A 19,425-nucleotide genomic window follows, 5' to 3' on the forward strand; every position below is an offset into this window, starting at 1 on the left:
TCCGAACGCGCGCCATCCCTTTCAGTCTAGCAAAAATAGCCGTCACTGACCAGACTGATTCTGCGCCAGCCACGCCCGATACGCCGCTGGTTGAAGGACCGCGCCCATGATCATCGCCGTCAAATCAGCCAGGGCCTGGGGCGTGTCCGGATAGAGACCTGACCGCACACCGGCCGCATAGTGATAGACCGGTCGCGCTAGAAAGTAGCGGATGAAATTAAGATCGACGGCGCGCAACAACTGTTGTGCCACACCGACCTGCAGGAGCCGCTGAATCCGTTGATTGGCCACATCGTCTTGTTTCAACTGTAGCTGATGCTTCAACGCCACGTCATCTAACAGTACCTGAATGGCCGTCACCGTCTCCGGAAAGTCGCGGGAAAACTCATATAACGCCGTCACACTGGCCTGTAGCTGCGTCACCAGCGGTGCTTGGGCATCCAGCGCAGCGGCCACTGCCACACTCTGCTGGTGAACGGTCGTTTGGTAAACGGCTTCCAGCAGACTCTGCTTATTGGCAAAATAAATGTAAACGTTGGACTGCGGGATCCCCGCTAATTTGGCCACCTTAGTCGTGGAGAAACTGGCCAGTCCCCCAGTCGCCAACACGGTCACCGCGGCCGTAATCAGGCGATCGTATTTTTCTTCATCCTTGAGTTTCATGCGTCCTGACTCCTTTTTTTGCGTTTTCTTTAGTTTACCAGTTGACAAAGTATAAGTCTATCTCTTATAATGGCCTCAAGTTAAAAGATAGTTCTATACTTTATGAAAGAAGTCCTTCCCATGAGAATTACATTAACCGGTTCCCTCGGTCACATCAGTCAGCCCCTCGCCCAAGCCCTCATCGCCGCCGGTCACAGCGTCACCATCATCAGCCACAATCCCGACCGTGCCGCGGCAATCACCGCGCTTGGCGCAACCCCGGCCATTGGCAGCATTCAGGACGAAACCTTTTTGACCCAGGCCTTCACTGGTGCCGATGCCGTCTACTTGATGATCACGGCGGGCCAAGACAATAGCGATATTTTTGAAGCCGGCCGCCGACAGGCCCACATCTATGCTAACGCGGTCAAAGCTGCGGGCGTGAAGCAGGTGGTCAACCTCAGTAGTGTCGGGGCCAACCTCGGTCCAGAAGTTGGGGCCCTGCACATTTACAACATCATCGAAGGCGTCCTGACGCAAGAACTGCCCGGGGTCAACCTGACTTTCCTGCGGCCAACGGGGATGTTCTACAACCTGTTGAGCAATATTCCGAGTATCAAACGCGACCACACCATTTACACCAACAGTAGTTTGACCAAAAAGAATTCCTGGATTGCGCCCGCGGACATCGTGCCGGTAGCTGTGAACGCCCTGACGGCGCCTACCCCCGGCGTTACCAGCCAGTATGTGGCTAGCGATGAACAAAGCTACACGGAAGTCGCTGCCATTTTGGCTGAAGCCCTGCACCTGCCGGATCTGAAGGTCGTGCAGATCAGTGATGACATGCTGCTCAAGAACCTGTTGGCTGCCAACATGCCAGAGTCCTTCACCCGGGGGTACGTGAAGATGACCGCTTACGAGCGCGACCACGACTTCTACGCGGACTACCGGGCGCACCAGCCAATCCTCGGACCAACCAAGCTGACCGACTATGCGGCCGGAGACTTTCTCACCGCTTATCAGAACTAGTAAAAAATGCTGTCACGCCTAGATTGGCGGACAGCATTTTTGCATTTGTAAGTATGGTAATTCCTAAACTTTTTTCACCGCGTGCCGCTTCCGGCTGAACGCCCACCGTAGCACATTCACGCTCACGATGCCCAACGCGACCACGATGCTGTCCAGGCCCAAGAACAAGTCGGTGGCGGGCGGCAGGACTAGCAAATCATCACTAATCGCGACTGACGTCATCAGAAGGCCCAACCCCACGACGACCCCTTTGGACCAGGTCCACCAGTTACGTTCCAGGTTGGCATCGTGCTCGTTGAGTAGGTACAGCCAGCCAGTCGTGTGCGCGGCCGTTACTGAATGGGAGCTTCCCCAGAACAGGTGCCACCCACTGACAACGCAGATGCCGATGATGGCCAGACCCAAAACGCTCACCAGCAGTATCCGCCAGGCCCAAAGGTCTTCCCACGCCAACATGGTCATCGCAATTTGCAGCAGTAACATAAGTAAAATAATATCCCCGAAAAATTGTTGCCAGTAGTCCCTGACTTGTTTTGTCACACTCAATCTCTCCCCGAAAGTTGCATTCTGTGTTGCCACCAACGATACCCCCACAACCCCATGTTCATGAGGAAAATACCCGTAACCAGGCCAATCAGTCCCACGCGGATGTGCGCGACTTGCGTCAGCCCCAAGAACTGTTGAAATTGACGGGAAAGAAGGCCCAGAGTTGCGGCGATGAGTACCGTCAGTTTGGACCAGGTCAGATTGTGCCGCTGATAATCCCCGTTTTGCTCATTATACAGATACAGCCAATGCCGGACTTGAGACCAATCGAAATCTGCTGGATCCGCGCGGGGACGCCAGAGGCTGAGAACCCCCATGGCCCCGATGCTACCTATCATAGCGTAGAAAACGACGTTCCGTCCCCACTGGAAATACCAGCTCGTAAAGTCCGTGTTGTCGCTAGTGACGATATTTATAAAAATCAACAACATAATAACATCGAAAAACTGTTGTAATAAATAGCTGCGCACGTGTTCGGTCATTTTTTTCTCCCCATAGAAAACCTACCTGACAACCGCTTGAATGCCGGGTTAACCCTGAGCATTTGTCCCACGTGGCCATCACCCCCTGACGACCACGTTGCGTTAACCCCAACCATAAGTTTGCTGATATTGTTGTGACGTGAAACACGAATGTTAACTGAGTTCCCGGCACTGATACGCGTAACCTTGACTCAGTCAAATCCGCGTATCCGTTAAGTACGTCTCCCACAATACACTATCTGGAGTCATTTGAAAAGGGAAAATACCCACTCCCCAAAACTATTTATATTAACCGGTAGTTTCCCGGCTCGGCAGGTCAATCGAATGCCGAAAAAGGACTGCCACAGATTACATATGGTAAGGCAGTCCTTTCATTTCCCCCAATATAACCCGGGTTAATTCTGACCTAATTCACTAGATTCGAGCACCTAATGGCAACCTGACTAACGGCCACAAGCGACCAACATCTACGACGGCTTAAATCAGTCGAACTACCTCAAGTGTGTTTCAGGTAAGCAGTCGTTGTCCACCTGAAACGTAGACCCCGGTCAGTCCTTACCAAAAAAACGGGATTTAACCAAGCCAGCAATCACTAAAACAATCGTCACAAATAACGTGGTCTTGAAGTCTGTCACCAGCCTAAATAGCCAGAACAAAATTAGCCCAGCCACTAAGCACAAACACAAAGTTTCAATAGTTTTTCTCATACACCCAATTTTACACTAAAATACCATCAGTCGCATCAGCAATCGCAAGCAAGCGATTCTCGCCAAAAAAGACTGATCAGCCACCAAAAGTCGGTCGCTGATCAGTCTTCTTATTTGAAAATATAACCCGGGTTAACTGCCGACTACGCGGTTATAGCCATGTACCTAACGCGAACAAGACCGGATACGCCACGAAGAACAGCGACGCGCTTTTGACCATGGCCATGAACGTCCGACGTTTATCCTGAATCGCAAAGAAGGGGCGCATGCCCCGCCACATCAGCGGCAGTAACAAGACTGCCAAGGCCGTCCAGACGGGGGCTAGCCCTAATGCCACGTTGACCAACGGCCAGAGGCTCCCCACCACTACGACGACCTGAATCAACCGGACGGAACCCGCTTGGCCCAAGTAATATGCCAGTGTGTAGCGATGATTGGCAATGTCCTCGTCCCGGTCGGCCGTGTCATTTGCCATCTGTAGCGTGAAGAAAATCAGCGTTAACGGCAGGCACAACAGGAAGGTCACCCCGACGATGGTCCAGGTGAGCGGTCGCTGATCATAAATGGAAACGTAGACGCAGGTCAGCTGAATCAGAAAGGCAATCGCTAAAGCAACAATCACCGCTGAAAATGGCGTCGCGTTAATCGGCCGTGGTCCAGCCGTGTAAAAGATGCCAATCAGATAACCGACGGCGCCAAAGACCGCCACCGGCCAGCCCGTACGCAAGACCAGGATGAGCCCAGGCACAGCGGCCAAGGCGTACAAGCCCCAGGCAAGCCGGGCCACGCCATTTTCTGGTAAGGCTAACCGACCAACTGGATTGGTCTTCTGCGCGTAATCCTCACGGTCATGGGCGTGCTGATAATCGTAATAATTGTCGGCCACGTTGACCGCTAAATCAAAGATGAAGACGACCAACAAACACAACCCGACGTTCACCCAGTTCACCGTACCCGCATAGTACTGGGCAATCGCTGCCCCCAAGATGAACCACATGACGTTGAGCGGCGCCGTATAAATTTCTGTTAACTCGTAGAACACTGGCCACGTTAACCACCGTGCCATTTTCATCACTCCCCTAGATGTTTGACTCTGTTTCTAGTGTACCAAACTTGGTGGGAAATGTCGGGGTTTAGGGTCATGAGTTACTTCCATAAATTCGCAAATGTTCATACAAAAACCAGGTCGCAAAAACCAGGTGCCAAAAATCCTCGGATTTCTCGCACCTGGTCTTTATTTTAGAGGCCTATGTAAAGCTAATCCGGTCTCATTTTAATTCATCTTCCGCCACAACTATTGAGTCACCAATTTGAAAACATCCTCTTTGTTTCCGGTCAGGTAATTCACGATGTTTTCCGTTGATATCCGTTGAAGGCCCGCCATGGAATCCTGACTGTAAAAGGCCACATGAGGCGTAACAATGACGTTATCTCTCCCCACCAGTGGGTGATGAGCCAGATCCGGATGCTCGTCTTCCAAGACATCCATGGCTGCACCTTTCAGCTGACCCTGATCCAGCGCCGCAATCAAATCTGCCTCTCGCAATTCAGCCCCTCTACCCATGTTGATAAAGTAGGGATGCTTCCTCATCTGAGAAAATTTAGCCGTATCAAAGTAGCGATGATTGGTTTCATTCAGATTCATATGGTTCGTGACGACATCGGCTTCCATGAACAAAGTTTCCGGATCAATCAGCCGAACAAAATCGCTAACTAACGCATAGTGCTCGTTGGTAATAAAGGGATCGGTCGCTAATACCCGCATTCCTAATGCGTGGGCTCGGGTAGCAACAGCCCGACCAATTTTACCCAAGCCGACAATTCCCAAGGTCATATTTTCAATTCGCAAATTCGGCAAACACAGGTCATAACGCCACTCATGATTGCGCTCAACATTGTTTGCATACGCCTTCAAATTGCGGACCAGCGCATGCATGACGCCAATGGTAAATTCGGCTACGTCTTGCGTACAATATTCCCCTACTGGGCACACACCAACGCCATACTCCTGGGCAACTTTTAGGTCAACGTTATCGTAGCCCGTAGCGTTAATGGACACGACCTTGAGCTGTGGCGCGTGCTCAAACACTTCGCGGTCAAGCTTAACAAAGGCCGTGAGAATAGCATCCACATCCGCAACCAGTTTTAAAAATTCAGCTCGCCGGTCATCTTGATACTCGTACACCATGATTTCACAGTCATCTAGCCCTGCACTCAAAACTTGGCGTTCAATATCGTGTTGTGGCATCATCGATTCCTTGTAATCGGTAATTAATATTTTCATAGTCGTCCCCCTGACATCCCGACATCAATTAGTTCAGCTTCATATTATGGCCGAGACAGTGGGAAAGTCATGCAGTGAGGACCGCCACCAGCTTTGAGAATTTGTTCCAGCGGTAACTCAATAACATTGACACCAGCAGCTCGTAAATCACGGTTAACCGATTGATTGTTCTTAATTCCCAAGACCGTGTTGTGGCCAATGGCTTCAACGTTGCACCCATGTTTAAAGACCAGCTCACTTGGGACATGAATGATGTTGAAGTTACGCCGCTTGAGCATTTCCAAGAAATTGTGGGGCAGTTCATCGGTTGCAGCTAAACAAACGTGCGGTGCCACAATATTAAAAATCATATCTAAATGCAGGTTAGCTGGGGCCGCTGGTACGCCGACAACTGTGTAACCAAACTTAGCTAACTGATCACGCAGGTTATCTACGCCCGCTTGGTCCGTCCGGTCAACTTGGCCAAAGGCAATCGTATGTTCATCGATCATCCAAATGTCTCCACCCTCGAAAGTTCCGGCATTACACCGCGCAATAACAGGAATACCCAGTTCTGCGAGTTTCTTTTCATAGGCTTCACTTTCTGCCTGACGGACTGGATGCCGGAAGCGGCCCATAATCGCACCTTCCTTAACCATTCCCCCAAAGTCACGGGCAAACGTTTCAATCTCTAGGTCTGGCGTAGGTTCCATCTCAACAACTTCAATGCCGTTGTCCTTGTAGGCCTGAATCAAAGTTTCCCATTCCTCGACCATCTTTTTATTTTCTTCGGACTCACCTTTATCCATCCAGTTCTTGGTGATTTCGTTAATTGCATTAAATTTATAATACTGTGGTGAGCAAACTAACACTTTCTTCAAATCATTGGTCGCGTTAGAAACAAATACTTGTTCATTACTCATTATTATTTCCTCCAATATCTATTGAACTTTAACCAGCACCGCAGCAATCAGGATCAGGCATGAAACCACGAAGTAGGCACAAACGGGCTTCCAGGTTACCTTGATCCAGGTACCATAATTAACGTGAGCCGCCTGAATACAAGTCATTACAATAATTGATGTTGGCATGATTGTTTTGACAATTCCCAAAGATAAATTGTAAATGATGACCATGACAGCTTTTGATACCCCAGCAAAGGTCGCCAGTGGCGCCATGATTGACATAGTCGCTGCCGCTAAACCGGTGGAGCTAGGAATGAAGCTAGCCAACAGGATATAAACAACTAGACACACAATAACAAAGACAATTGGCGACAGACTACCCAAAGTTGTTTCACAGGCATGTAACACCGTTGCTGTGATATTTCCGTTAGTCATGAGGACTTGAATCCCCCGAGCTAATGGGATGATAAAGGCTGTCGAAACTAAACCAGCCGCCCCCTTGATGATCGTATTGATGATATCATCAGTCGAGTAGTGCATAATCTTGCCGGCAATAAAGGTCATGACCAGCAACAAGCCATTGATTTCATTGAAGTACCAATTACCAAATGGCACGACATCGCTACCGATTACGGAAGAGATGATTGGTGCATGATTAATGAAATGGGCAAGGTCATCGAAGAGCGTCCAGTGGGCATTCAACGACGTCCATGGTACCAACGATACAATCATAATGACGAAGGTCCAGATAAAGACATGGAAGACCTTACGTTGCTGCTTCGTTAGAGAAACCTCTTGCCCAGTACCAGCGAATTCCTTAAGATCCGCTTGTCGGCGTGCAAACTGAGGTGACTTTTCCGGATGCGCTTGAATTTTTTTAGCATACAAGCAGATAATCGTTGAGACTAATGCCAATAAGACCACGAACATGCCTACCCGGAATACCAGACCGGCTCCAGGGCTTATGCCCGCAATTCCAGAAGCAATCCCCGTTGAAAACGGATTGACAATTGAGGCCGCACAACCTGCCTGAGTACCCAAAATGACAATCATTAAAGCAACAATGGTATCCAACCCCAGTGAGAGAATAATGGGTAGGAACATTAAGAGATAGACGAAACCCTCTTCATATGATCCTTGAACCGTCCCAAAGATACCCATGATAACGGTGAGCACCGCAATCAACACATATTGATTCTTCTGATATTTCTCAGCGACTCCACGCAGCGCAATGTTAACCGCGCCAGTCTTGTCCATCATCTCTAAGAAACTCCCGAACATCAAAACGTTCAATGAGATTGTGATGGCGCCCGTAACCTTAGCGTTCCCCACCATCCCAATAATTGGGGCTTCAATAATGTCCCAGAGACCTTGATGATTGGCCTTTACCGTATGATACGTATTGGCAATTGCATTACCAGCTTGATTCGTTCGGTAGGCCCCGCCAGGAATAATCCAAGTTAACAGCGCCACCATAACCAAAACCATAAAGATAATCACATAGGTATTGGGTGTTTTAAGTTTCCGCTTCTTTTTCTTTTTTTCCATCTCCATTGCCATGCTCCTATCTCTTGTGGTTAGGGTTATTAGTTGGCATATGCCGCAATAATCCCTTTAATGGAGTGCATCCGATTCTCTGCTTCATCAAAAATCACTGATTGTGGGCTCTCAAGGACTTCATCAGTCACTTCTTCTCCACGGTGAGCTGGTAAGCAGTGCATATAAATCGCTGTTGATTTCGCCATCTTCATGGCATCTGCGGTCACCTGGTAAGGTTCAAACGCCTTCTTCAGCTTCGTAATTTCCTCATCAGTTTGACCCATACTGTATTCGGCATTACCGTAAACAATATCGGCATCCTTCATGGCTTGCTCAAAGTCTTGGGTAATTTCAATATGTGCTCCCGTAACTTTTGCCCGCTTCTGAGCTTCATCAACCAGCATTTGATTTGGTTCGATCCCAGCCGGGCAAACAATAGACATGTCCATCCCCAACGTAGCCGCAAAGATCATGGTCGTATAACAAACGTTGTATAGGTTACCCATGTAGGTTAACTTCAACCCTTCATACTTACCAAATTTTTCCTTGATGGTCATCATGTCCGCAATTCCCTGAGTAGGGTGAGCAATATCAGTCAAGCCATTGATAACTGGCGCCTTCATCCACTTTGAGCATTCCTCAACAATTTCATGACCAAAGGTTCTAATGAATAAGCCATCATACATCCGATCCAGAACTCGGCAGGTATCCTTCAAAGGTTCTCCCCGACTCATCTGAAGTTCGTCAGGCCGTAAGTATGTAACCGTGATACCTAAGTCGGCTGCTGCCCGTTGGAAAGCATTCCGTGTCCGGGTACTATTCTTTTCAAATAAAGCAGCCCAAACTTGTCCTTTAAAATAATCATGGGGTTCACGCGCAATAAATTTTTTCTTAAAGTCCAACGATAAGTCGGTTAGAAACTCAATCTCCTCGCGATTAAGATCTTTGAAAGCCAGAAAGTCTTTTCCTTTAAACTGATTTCTCATTCTTCTTCACGTCCTTTATCAACTTATTAATCATCTTCACGGGACTATCATACCGAGAAATCGTAAATCTCGGAACTAGACTTTTATCTATATTGGAAACGCTTTCTATGGACTATGTTACAATTTACTTAAACCATTTAACGAGGTGCTACTCTATGAATGACGCAATTACCGTCACTGACCTGCTTGGCCATTCCGTGTTTCAAAATTCTGATACATTTTCGGATAGCGCTGGCCTAAGCCATGAAGTTGGTACGTGTACCATTATGGATATCCCCAACATCATGGGCTGGCTAAATGCAAACGACGTGGTTATTATTGGTGAATATACCGACAACTGTCTAACCTCTGAATTCATCAGCAGCCTCCATCACAAGCAAATCGCCTGTCTCATTACCAAGAAAAAATACCGTCCTAACTTTACTAAGGAAATTATTCACCAATTTTCTGAGTACCACATTCCCATTATTTTGGTCACCGATAATTACGCGTGGAGTGCCGTTATCAGGGCAGTTCAGCAGCTACAATTCGGTCATTATCAAAAAATAATAGATGAAAAAGAGACTTTTTATCAGTCCCTGATTCGTTCATCCGTCAATCACTCTGCACATGAAAGCCTGGGCTCAACCTTTAACGTGAATACCGGGGCTTCCCTTGCTATCGTTGATCAAGATAAAAATTTAGTCGATGCGTCATTTGACGTGGATTGGGTCTCACTGCTGCCTGAGCTCAGCCTTAGCGACCTTCAGCCTAACCAATCCATCACTAAAAATGACAACCAACTGTTTGGTCATTTACTCATGACCTCGGCAAGCTTTCCGCTGGCCACCGTTTGGAGTATTCCGGTCTATTATCGCCGCCAGTTGCGGTATTACCTCTTGGTAGGCTTACAAACGCCAACGAAGTATCTACCTGAGAACCTTCTAGTTAAACTAGAGAGTGTTAAGAAGGTAATGCTCATCAAAGAAGAGCTACGCCAAGATTTTATTTACGAACGCTTTTTCAAGGTTAACGAGGCCTTTCAAGCAATCGCCAGTCATACGGCGAACAAGGAAGCTGATTTTATCACCTTGCAGTCTTTTGCTGGTATTCAGTTGCAGCAACATCTCCAGGTGATTCAAATCTCCAGCCTGCAGCCGTCGGACTCACTTTTTGAAAACAATGTTTTAGCCATTCAGGCAAGCTTGGCAAAATTAATTCGACACTCTTTTCCCGGAATCACTATCTACCACAATCGCTCTTGGCTAGTCCTGACAAGTGCCTCTAAGTCTGCCCTGACACAAGACTTGTCTAGCATTATGAATCAGCTCGACCAAGCCTACCCGGATATCCATTTTCGTGCAGGAGTTTCGCAACGACACGAGTTTTCACGCCTGAAGAAGACACTCACTGAGGCCAACGGAGCATTAAGTTACCTCCGTGCCAATCATCCGAATCAACAATTGCAGTTCTTTGATCAGCTGGGCATTAATCAACTCTTTATTGATAATGACTTTCATCTCAATAAGGCCTATATCACGACAATGGTCACGACCTTCATGACGCCCCTTGTCAATTATGATCAGGAACATCACACGGAGCTTGTCAAGACACTAGGTTGTTACTTCCGCCACCAATTTTCGCATACGCAAACCAGTACTGATCTTTTTATTCATAAGAACACTCTCCGCAACCGTCTAGCTAAAATTGAAGAACTCATTGGTCCTTCCCACGAAGACTTCTGGCTAAATTTACAAATTAGTTACCGCCTTTACCAACAAATCGAAACCGCTTAGTAAGCCAAAATGGCCCTTAGACAACAACCGCATGCAGCGGCGTATCTAAGGGCCTTACCTATGAAATTAATTTTAAAGGAGCGTTAGAATAACCAAAAAGACACAAGAAACACAGAACAAAATGACGATTAATTTGGCCGTCCATCGCCACCAAACTGAAAAACTTACATTGGCTAATGTCAGGGCACCAACCAGCATACCCGCAGTGGGCGTAATAGCAGTGACAAGCCCTGCAGCTGATTGATAAGCCGAAACCATGATACTCCCATCAATGTGTGCAAAGTGAGCCAGAGACCCCATGACACCCATCGTTGCCGCAGCTAGTCCCGAGGTTGAAGGAATCAAAAATGCTAGCAAGACAAAGAAGATAAAGGCACAAATGATAAACGGCCCTTTCGGCATCCCCGTCAAACTCTTCTCCCCATAGTGGAGCAAGGTTGCCGTAATCTTACCGTCGTTCATGACCACTTGAATCCCCCGGGCGACCCCAACAATAATCGCGACACTCAACAAGTCCTGCATGCCCTTGATGAAGGCGTCCATGAAGGCTTTTTCACGAATGTGACCGACAGCCATCACGACAACCGACATGAAAAAGAATAGTAACGTAATCTCGTTGAAGTACCAGCTACCCAGCGCTACCATCTTGTGACCAACGATAGTACCAAGAATTGGCGTCGTCACAATTAGATGATTAAGCGACTCGAAGAAGGTCCAGTGTGCATTAATACTAGTCCAAGGAACCAGTCCCAGAATCATAATCCCAAAGGTTAAGGCAAAAACTAGTAGTACGCGTCGTTGCACTTTCGTAATGGCTCCAGTTGCTTTAGAATTCGTAGCGGTCATAAACCGCCGCTCATTTTCTTCTCGTAAATGATAAACCAATGACTTCGTTGGATCCGCCTTAATTTTGCTAGCATAGTGTAGCACGTACCACGTCTCAATACCGGTAACAATCACCCATAAAATAAGCCGTGAAAGAAGACCCCGTCCGGGAGAAATACCGATAATTCCGGATGCTAGGCCCGTCGTAAACGGATTAACGGTTGAGGCCAAATCCCCTACCCGCGTGCTTAACATGATTACCGCAGCCGAAACAATCGGGTCGTACCCCACACTCATCATCACTGGCGTGAGTAACGGTACGAACGCGAGCGTTTCCTCGCCCATACCATATGTAGAACCACCGAGGGAGAAGAGAATAATCAGGGTGACAATCAGCCGTTTTTCATGTCCTCGTGACTTGTCGACAATGACCTTAATCCCATCATCCAGAGCACCCGTTTGATTGACGACCCCTAAAAAGCCCCCAATCACGAGAATGAACAGGGAAATATCAATTGCCCCAACCGTATGTTGATTACCAATCATTCCGGTAATGGGCGCCATAAAAACATTCCAAATACCCTGTGGCTGACTTTTAACGGTATGATAGGTCCCCGTCGTGAGCTGGCCGGCCGAGTTGGTCTGATAAGCACCAGCTGGAATTACCCAGGTTAAGACTGCCATTAGAACAATGAGCCAAAACAGAATTGTGAATGCGGTTGGCATTTGAAAGCGGAACCGCTTTTTCGTTTTATTTGTCATACTATCGCGCCCTTCTATTCTTTAACCATCGGTGGCAAAGTGAAGGTGATTAGGCCGATTTTGCGTGAATGATCTCAGCTTTATGAAGGCGCTTTCAAGATAAACAATAACAACCCCGTGACGTTTTGACAACCCTTTTATCTATAAAAAAATAAATAACGCATCCACTTCCCCTCACCAAATAAAAAATGGCAACTCTCAAGTCGCGAGAGTCGCCATTTTAGTACACCTTTAACTAAGTCCGTTTCCGCCAACGCCACCAGCCAACCTCACCAACTAACACGATGAGGCCAACTGCCGTTAAGAGCCAACCGAGTTTCAGTCCCGGCGTCTCGTAAGTCAGCTTGATGCGGTGCGTGCCGCTGGTCAGGCGCGCGCCCACGAAGCCGTCATTGACCACCAACGTCTTGGCGGGTTGCCCGTCGACCGTCAGCCGCCACCCCGTGGAATACGGAATCGACGTGGTCATGACACTGGTCCGCGTTGTCGTCAGATCGCCAGTCACCTGGTTATTCGTGACCTTGGCGTGTTGCAGGCCTCGACTTTGCGCTTGATGTACCTGTTGATCGTAACGCTGACCAAATGGGACCGCAATTAGTTTAGCTGATTTAAAATTAATTTGCTTCGTCGCACTAAACGACACGTCCACCGTCTTGCGCAGCTGGTTCGTGTACCCCAGGTTCAACAGGACGTGCTGCTTGGGTTCGTAGTCGGACAGATTATCGATCCCAAATTGGGAAAACGTCTTGGTCGCATCCCGCGTCTTGGCCGTGACCCAGTAATCGCCCAGATCCGGCATTCGCGTTGCATCCCGCCAGGCATTTAGCTTGGTCAGCGTTGACCGTGGTGTCGCCCCCAGCACGCTGGTATTGTCCTGCGCCTGCATCTGATTGCCCGTCGTCAACTGATCCGACGTGATCCCGCTCAGCTCCAAGTAGAGCTCGGTGCCTTGCGCGCGCTTAGGTTGCTTCAACGTCAGCGTGTAGCTGATTGGCTTGCCCTGTGCGTCGCTGGCCAGTTGATGCAATCCCGTGGCATTGGCCTGCGCCGTCCGCTGCAAAATTTGCTGGTTCTGCGTCAACACGCGTTTGAGCGCGGCCTTGTTTTGGGTCAATTGAACGATGGGCCCGTACTGGCGCACTGCTTGTTTACTGATCAACCCATTCTGATCGACCGTCAACTGTGGCACTTTGATGTTACTACCGTAAGTGGTGAGTTGTTTTTCATTTAAGCCGGTTTCTTGCCCGGCGGCGCCCTGTTTCAACCGGTACTGAATGACCTTATTGGTACTGTCGATCACCGGTATCGAATTGGTCGTCACCGTGTAGGCCAACTGGCGCTTCGGCGACTGGTAGCTAGCCGTTTTCACGCCGGCCACCTGGTTCGTCGTCACTGCCGTTTGTGTGAGGCTGCGTTCGCGGTCCACGCCGCTCAACTGCCGCCAAGCCGTGGTCGTCAACGCTTGGGGCTGGGTGTAGACCAGCGGAAAGGCTAAATTCGTGGTCAACACCTGGGTTCCGACCCCGTTGGACAGTCCGTAGACTGGCTTTTCGGGATAGACCCGCTTTTGCGCGTGGTAACCGTACGGCAACGCCATTTGATTGGCCACCTGGTCTTCGCGGGCAAACAGGTATTTGACGCCCAGCAACTGATTCAGCGTCGTGCGACTGTCAGCCTGACCAATCGGCGCGTTCATCGCGTACTCTGAGTTCTGCAGGTCGTTGCTAAACTGCCCCACATAGCCATTTTGCACGGAAAAATACGACATCGTTCCATGCAGGCCGTGGCTCATGGTCATGTTGTTGCCGACGGTCCGGAATAAATTAAAGTTCCGGGTGGCGTCGACCCGACTGAACGTTTTGGCCTGCTGGGCCACGGTTTGCGCGCCGTCAAAGTAGTCAGCAATATATTTAGTCGCATCGCCACGACGGATTTCCTGGGTGGCTTGGACGCCCGCATTAGGATCGTAGTAGCCCCAGGCGTTATTGACCAAATTAAGGCCAACTAGCGTCCAGACCAGGCCCATCGTCCAGCGCGCTGGTGCGTCGACCATGAGGATTGCCGTCAACGCCAGCAGGAGGCCGTAGGTGATCAGGTCGCGCGCGGCGTTACTGAAGACCAGGCCATTGCTGAGGTAGACGACGGCGAGCAAGCCCGCCACGCTACCGGCCAACCACCAACGGTCGCGCAACGTCAACTGGGTCAGCTGGTCCGCCAGCGTCATGGTGGCGAGACCAACCGGCACGGCCGCCAGTAAGATCCAGCGGTTGGATGGCGTCGATAGCACGTTGAAGAACGCGGCAATCATGGGAATCATGAGCCCGATGACAATCGCCACCAACGTCCCAGCAAGCCAGCGATTTTGCCGCCAATGAACCAGCGTGAACGCACACCCCAGAAAGGCGATGCCGCTCAGCCCCAGAACGCTCCAGTAGCTGGACGTGTTACCCGTGGTCAGAACGGCGTTCCCCAATTTTAGATAATAGCCCAGCGGATACAGGAACAGGCCGTTGGCAAACGTGGAACCGGTCCGCGTGGATTTTAACATCATTAATAAGGACGGTAATAACAGGACGCCAGATACCAGTATCCCCGTTGCGGCAGCCGCTAAGAACCGACCAATCACGGCCGGCAGCTTAACGGCTAACGTGCCCACTTGTTTCACGTGCAGGTAGCGAATCACCGCGTAAATCAGACTCCCCAGCCCCAATATGTAGGCGAAGTAGAAATTACTGAGAATCGTGAGTCCGGTCATCAGTGCCAGCAGGCCCCACCCTTTGCCGTGCAGGATGCGGTCGATGCCCACGAATAGCAGGGGCAGCCAGATCATCGGCAGCAAGAAGAAGGGATGGTGAACCCCGACCATCAGGGAGTACCCGGTAAACGCGTACGTGACGGCGCCCAGTAGCTGACTGCTAGGCTTGAAGGCGTAGCGCTTGGCAAACGCCAAAAAGGCCAGCCCCGTGGCGTACAGCCGCAGGATAATCGCCCAGCCGTAGCCCACTTCCAACAACCGCGTTGGTAGCAGCGCCAGCAAGTAGGCAAACGGATCGCCCAACACGTAATACGCCAGCGTGGTTAATTTATCAGCACCCAGGCCAAACGTCCACGACCAACCGGCGAGGCCGCCGATGCCCTCTTTGACCAGCAAGCGGTGCATTTCCAGAATCACTGGGTAGTGTTGCGTAATCCCGTCCACGTTCCAAATCATGGTCCGATTTGCCAGACCAAACACGCCAAAACCCAATGCCGCGATCACCGTAAACGCTAAGGTGTAAAGCCCCCACAGCGGCCACTGGCGGTGTGCGATTTTCATTTTCCCGTCCTCCATTTATCTTCATCCCACGAGGTGTGCGCCAGCGCAAGTCGGTTCCGGACGTCATCCTCATCACGCCACCAGCTTACGTTACCCTCCCGCGGCCCTGCCCCGGAATACCACCTCAATTATCGCTAACAAAACTAAGTTAACCTTAATTTACACAACTACGTCACCCCATGTCAATGGCTCTGGGCAGACAACACCCAATTGTAATGTTTGGCGGGAGAGATTTTTCACTGAGAATGTTTCATGTGAAACATCGCGGAAGCCCACCAGTAATCTTCAGTGTGCAAAAAGACCGGTACACAGACTTTCCTGCGCCGGTCTCTTTCAGAATACTTGTTAAAATGCCCTGACAATCCTCGTCCACCTAGAAGGCGCCGCCACCGGAACCGCCGCCAAAGCCACCCGAACTCCCGCCAGAGAAGCCACCCGAGCCGCCGGAAGTCGAGCTCATCTCGCTAGACGTTTGAATCGAGCTGGCAATACCGCTACCAATGGCGTCGCCCAGCGATGAGCCGCTGAAGTTGCCAAAGTAAAGCGGGTAAAAGTCAATGAAGCTAGCCTGAACCTCTGCCCGGCCGAAGTCGATTTCCAGCTTGCGGGCCACCTGTTTGGCCAAGCCAAAGGCCGCCGCGTACGGTAAAATCTCTTCCCATAAGATAAGGTCGCCGATTTGAGCCGTGTTAAAGTGGCCAATATCTTTGAGCATGCGCCGGAACCCGCCAATTTCATTGACCAGCACCAGGCCTTCCGCATTGTTACGGTCGATGCGGCCACGTCGGTTGAACGCGTAGCCCCACACCGCGACCAGGAGCATGACGCCGATTCCGGCGGTCATTTCAAATTCGGCGAGGCCCATGACCCAGGCGAAGACAATCAGGACGGCGGTTAACACGCTCACCGCGGTCGCCAACCAGACCAGCCGTTGCCGCAGAACCACGTTGGCCATGTCCTGGTAGTGGTCGGCCTGCTCGTTAATCCCTTCTTGCCAGTGATAGAACCATTTGCCGACTTTGCCCTTCTTATCTTTCTTAGCAAACGCCTTGAGCTCCCGCAACGTGAAGCTGTCGTTGGCGCCCAAACGGACGAAACATTTCTGCAAAAAGTAGTTGTCGACATCGCCCGTCTTGGTGAGGCGAACGGTCTCGTGGCGGCCGTCCTTCACCGTTTCAATTTTCACTTGGTGTCGACCGGCCGCTAACATGATGTCGCCGGTCAGCGCGTCCGTGTTTGGGAAATGAAAGTCGACCAGCGATTCGGCCAGCGCTGGGCTGACCCGGGGCACGTCAAAGAAATGATCCACGGGAATCGGGTGCGGATAAACGTTGGCGGGATGGCGTCTGAGCCACCACCAGGAACCGGCCAACGTGGCCACTAGCGCCACAATCAGGCCAACGTACCCGCCATAAACCAATCGCTTTTGACTGCGCCGGTGCTGGTTCGCGTCCGCCGCCTGCTGGGCCTCTTGCTTCTGCGCGGCAACTTTATGATTGCGGTTCACGCGATTGGTGTTGGTAGCCGTCACGCTGGTGGGAAAGAGCAGGTGACTTTCAATGAAGCTGTTCGCCGGATTGCTGGCCACGGTCATGGTCACCTTCCCCGCAGCGCGGTCGACCTGGGTATGCCCGTCTAACGGGCCGTGCGTCCAGGCCTGGAGTTGCTTGACGTGGGTTGCCGGTAACTGGACCGTTAATTTCACGCCACCCAATGGCACGTCCCAGCCCCCACCGACCAGCCGCCAGTTGAGTTGCGCGGTGTCGCGGTAGTTCGTGATGACGCCACGGAGATGAAATTTGTACGTGACCTTCAACCGGTTGTTACGCCGGACAGTGCGGTACAGTTTGACCTTCAACCGCCGCTTGGTCTGCGTTAACTGATATGTATTGGTTTGCTCACTGTTGCTGGACTTGGCGGCCACCAGCGGCCCGTCCTCCAGTTGTGACTGCACACTGGTTAACCGGCCCCCTTGAATGCCCCGCAGATCCTGAACGTTGAAGACCCCGTGATAGTTGTCATCGAAATGGTACGTCATGGTTTCGGTCACGTTGGCATCCCCATTTTTCAGAACCGTCACGTGCATCCGAAATGGCCGGATTTTATAACTGGCTGCGGCGGTGACGGGCGTGCTGACGCCAAGCCCGACGACGACTGCCAACAAACTCAGCAGCCCCCAAAGAATCCCTATTTTTCTACGCATATTAAGCCCTCGCTTCCCCGTGTTTAGTCTCAGTGTAGCATACCGTTCACCGGGGTGCGGGTCCGACTGCACGCAATCTTGGTTCAGTCAGGCGACGACTAATTGGGTGATCTAGTTGCTGGGCTTTCTGATTGCTATTCTTGGGTTAATCACGTAGGATGTGGTTGCAAGAAGGAATCAAGCATTGGCTCCACCGACACCCCAGCAAGCGGAATTGTTGGGGTGTTTTTTAGTTCCACTTGCGAACTGGTGAGTTGATTCACTTTCAAAAACGTCGGATTCAGTCAGCGTCTCTACCAGTCCCGACATTCGTCAACATGAACTACTTATCCCACAACACGATTCGCGGTCTTTCTGATTGCTATTCTCCGCTCAATCACGTACTATAGTGGGGAAGATGAATCGAGCATTGGCACACCAAACACCCCAACGAGGGCTATCGTTGAGGTGTTTTTTTAGTTCCGATTGCGAACTGGTGGGTTGAGTCAAAACAAACCGCTTACTTCCGGTGTTTACGTTTCAACCATTCCGCAAACCAAGCAACGAGTAAACCCTACAATATCGGCAACATTGCCTAAACCTGCCGGCTTACCGTTCGCCAAATTTAGGCCGGAACGCTGTGGGTAGGACGCGGGTAGCCTGAGAACCGGTCTACCTGCTCGCTTTGAACCGCCAAACCCGCGTTTCAAAGACGCCATTTTCCAAGAAGTTCACGTGGAAAATCCCACGGCTGAGCCTAAGTTTGGCTCACTCACGCCTACATAGACGGTGGCCAATTATTTTGGGAAAATGTTGCCAGTCCAGCGATGGTTACATTAATGTTATGTGGAAGAACAATCATAACCGGAGGAGGACAGAGATGGAGGTAGCTGTGTCGACGGTGTTAGCTGGGAACCAGCTTACAGCGTGGGACGCGTTTGGAGACTGATGAACTTTATCAGGCTTCAAACCGAGCCGGAGGACCGCTTCTCAGGCCGCAGGCGGTCCCCACAGGCGCCGGAATCTCTGGCAGCCGCAGGTGGCAATTTCCGATTACTTTTGTGGGCTGGATCTCTATTAGCTGGGCCGTTCTAGGTGCTTTTGCCTTTTCAAATCTTTGGAACGACCTCCTAAGCATACAGGAAGCGACGACATTTACCGCCTAGTCTGTCTCGCTTTCGTATCCAGGGGGTTAGGTGTCTTGTGCTGCGACTAATCACCCCGCAACCCAACGACTAAAGGGACCATTACGGCGTCATTAAGTCGCTCATGACGATTACATTTTAAATAAATCACACTCATCCCATCAGTGAACAAGCGACTCAACCAATCGCCCAGTAACCTGGTTGTTAAGCACTTTGATTGTGTTTAGTGGCTTGCTCAGTTACTATGGAACTTGTAGATGGGCGTTACCAACCAGCACCCACCTATGGATTGCATTGGCACCCCTAACTAGTCAAGCCAAT

The 19,425-nt window shown here is 50.4% G+C and carries 13 protein-coding genes; 2 read left to right on the forward strand and 11 right to left on the reverse strand.

Features of this window, described 5'->3' with window-relative positions; translation table 11 throughout:
• Positions 1 to 42: 42 nt before the first annotated feature.
• Positions 43 to 663 carry a TetR/AcrR family transcriptional regulator gene (locus EKM99_RS09740; protein WP_125583229.1) on the reverse strand — a complete coding sequence of 207 codons (621 nt, stop codon included), beginning with the start codon at positions 661 to 663 and terminating at the stop codon, positions 43 to 45.
• A gap of 120 nt (positions 664 to 783) precedes the next feature.
• On the opposite strand from EKM99_RS09740, the gene EKM99_RS09745 reads away from it, so the two are divergent.
• Positions 784 to 1,671, forward strand: a complete 888-nt coding sequence (locus tag EKM99_RS09745) for an SDR family oxidoreductase (protein WP_125583230.1) — start codon at positions 784 to 786, stop codon at positions 1,669 to 1,671.
• Between the two features lie 63 nt (positions 1,672 to 1,734).
• Here EKM99_RS09745 and EKM99_RS09750 read toward each other — a convergent pair whose 3' ends face one another.
• From EKM99_RS09750 to argF, 7 genes are all read right to left on the reverse strand, one after another.
• Complete coding sequence (locus EKM99_RS09750; protein ID WP_125583231.1) at positions 1,735 to 2,211, reverse strand: hypothetical protein; 477 nt, start codon at positions 2,209 to 2,211, stop codon at positions 1,735 to 1,737.
• 2 nt (positions 2,212 to 2,213) lie between these two features.
• Positions 2,214 to 2,699, reverse strand: coding sequence for a hypothetical protein (locus EKM99_RS09755; RefSeq protein ID WP_125583232.1), 486 nt, complete (start codon positions 2,697 to 2,699; stop codon positions 2,214 to 2,216).
• Between the two features lie 858 nt (positions 2,700 to 3,557).
• Positions 3,558 to 4,472 (reverse strand): prenyltransferase, encoded by a 915-nt coding sequence (locus EKM99_RS09760; protein ID WP_125583233.1) that lies wholly within the window; start codon positions 4,470 to 4,472, stop codon positions 3,558 to 3,560.
• 228 nt (positions 4,473 to 4,700) lie between these two features.
• Positions 4,701 to 5,690, reverse strand: a complete 990-nt coding sequence (locus EKM99_RS09765; protein WP_125583234.1) for an NAD(P)-dependent oxidoreductase — start codon at positions 5,688 to 5,690, stop codon at positions 4,701 to 4,703.
• Between the two features lie 44 nt (positions 5,691 to 5,734).
• A complete protein-coding gene (locus EKM99_RS09770; protein ID WP_125583235.1) occupies positions 5,735 to 6,592 on the reverse strand; it encodes a dimethylarginine dimethylaminohydrolase family protein in 858 nt (285 codons plus the stop codon).
• A gap of 18 nt (positions 6,593 to 6,610) precedes the next feature.
• The gene (locus tag EKM99_RS09775; RefSeq protein WP_125583236.1) at positions 6,611 to 8,128 is read right to left on the reverse strand and encodes a YfcC family protein; all 1,518 of its coding nucleotides are present in this window, start codon (positions 8,126 to 8,128) and stop codon (positions 6,611 to 6,613) included.
• A 32-nt stretch (positions 8,129 to 8,160) separates the two neighbouring features.
• Positions 8,161 to 9,099, reverse strand: coding sequence for an ornithine carbamoyltransferase (gene argF, locus EKM99_RS09780; protein ID WP_125583237.1), 939 nt, complete (start codon positions 9,097 to 9,099; stop codon positions 8,161 to 8,163).
• Positions 9,100 to 9,191: 92 nt separating this feature from the next.
• Here argF and EKM99_RS09785 point away from each other — a divergent pair, with 92 nt between their 5' ends.
• Positions 9,192 to 10,874 (forward strand): helix-turn-helix domain-containing protein, encoded by a 1,683-nt coding sequence (locus EKM99_RS09785; RefSeq protein ID WP_125583238.1) that lies wholly within the window; start codon positions 9,192 to 9,194, stop codon positions 10,872 to 10,874.
• A 72-nt stretch (positions 10,875 to 10,946) separates the two neighbouring features.
• On the opposite strand, the gene EKM99_RS09790 is transcribed toward EKM99_RS09785, so the two are convergent.
• The 3 genes from EKM99_RS09790 to EKM99_RS09800 all read right to left on the reverse strand — a co-directional run bounded on the left by EKM99_RS09790 (position 10,947) and on the right by EKM99_RS09800 (position 17,980).
• The gene (locus EKM99_RS09790) at positions 10,947 to 12,461 is read right to left on the reverse strand and encodes a YfcC family protein (RefSeq protein WP_125583239.1); all 1,515 of its coding nucleotides are present in this window, start codon (positions 12,459 to 12,461) and stop codon (positions 10,947 to 10,949) included.
• A gap of 235 nt (positions 12,462 to 12,696) precedes the next feature.
• The gene (locus EKM99_RS09795) at positions 12,697 to 15,777 is read right to left on the reverse strand and encodes a YfhO family protein (RefSeq protein ID WP_125583240.1); all 3,081 of its coding nucleotides are present in this window, start codon (positions 15,775 to 15,777) and stop codon (positions 12,697 to 12,699) included.
• A gap of 373 nt (positions 15,778 to 16,150) precedes the next feature.
• Positions 16,151 to 17,980, reverse strand: coding sequence for a DUF2207 domain-containing protein (locus EKM99_RS09800; protein ID WP_125583241.1), 1,830 nt, complete (start codon positions 17,978 to 17,980; stop codon positions 16,151 to 16,153).
• Between the last annotated feature and the right edge of the window lie 1,445 nt (positions 17,981 to 19,425).

It is taken from the genome of Levilactobacillus cerevisiae (assembly GCF_003946245.1).
In the GTDB taxonomy this organism is placed as follows: Bacteria; Bacillota; Bacilli; order Lactobacillales; family Lactobacillaceae; genus Levilactobacillus; species Levilactobacillus cerevisiae.

What these genes read in the sequence shown, in the direction of transcription:
- EKM99_RS09740 (WP_125583229.1), bottom strand. Translation starts at nt 663, where the DNA reads ATGAAACTCAAGGATGAAGAAAAATACGATCGCCTGATTACGGCCGCG.
- EKM99_RS09745 (WP_125583230.1), top strand. Translation starts at nt 784, where the DNA reads ATGAGAATTACATTAACCGGTTCCCTCGGTCACATCAGTCAGCCCCTC.
- EKM99_RS09755 (WP_125583232.1), bottom strand. Translation starts at nt 2,699, where the DNA reads ATGACCGAACACGTGCGCAGCTATTTATTACAACAGTTTTTCGATGTT.
- EKM99_RS09760 (WP_125583233.1), bottom strand. Translation starts at nt 4,472, where the DNA reads ATGGCACGGTGGTTAACGTGGCCAGTGTTCTACGAGTTAACAGAAATT.
- EKM99_RS09765 (WP_125583234.1), bottom strand. Translation starts at nt 5,690, where the DNA reads ATGAAAATATTAATTACCGATTACAAGGAATCGATGATGCCACAACAC.
- EKM99_RS09770 (WP_125583235.1), bottom strand. Translation starts at nt 6,592, where the DNA reads ATGAGTAATGAACAAGTATTTGTTTCTAACGCGACCAATGATTTGAAG.
- EKM99_RS09775 (WP_125583236.1), bottom strand. Translation starts at nt 8,128, where the DNA reads ATGGAGATGGAAAAAAAGAAAAAGAAGCGGAAACTTAAAACACCCAAT.
- argF (WP_125583237.1), bottom strand. Translation starts at nt 9,099, where the DNA reads ATGAGAAATCAGTTTAAAGGAAAAGACTTTCTGGCTTTCAAAGATCTT.
- EKM99_RS09790 (WP_125583239.1), bottom strand. Translation starts at nt 12,461, where the DNA reads ATGACAAATAAAACGAAAAAGCGGTTCCGCTTTCAAATGCCAACCGCA.
- EKM99_RS09795 (WP_125583240.1), bottom strand. Translation starts at nt 15,777, where the DNA reads ATGAAAATCGCACACCGCCAGTGGCCGCTGTGGGGGCTTTACACCTTA.
- EKM99_RS09800 (WP_125583241.1), bottom strand. Translation starts at nt 17,980, where the DNA reads ATGCGTAGAAAAATAGGGATTCTTTGGGGGCTGCTGAGTTTGTTGGCA.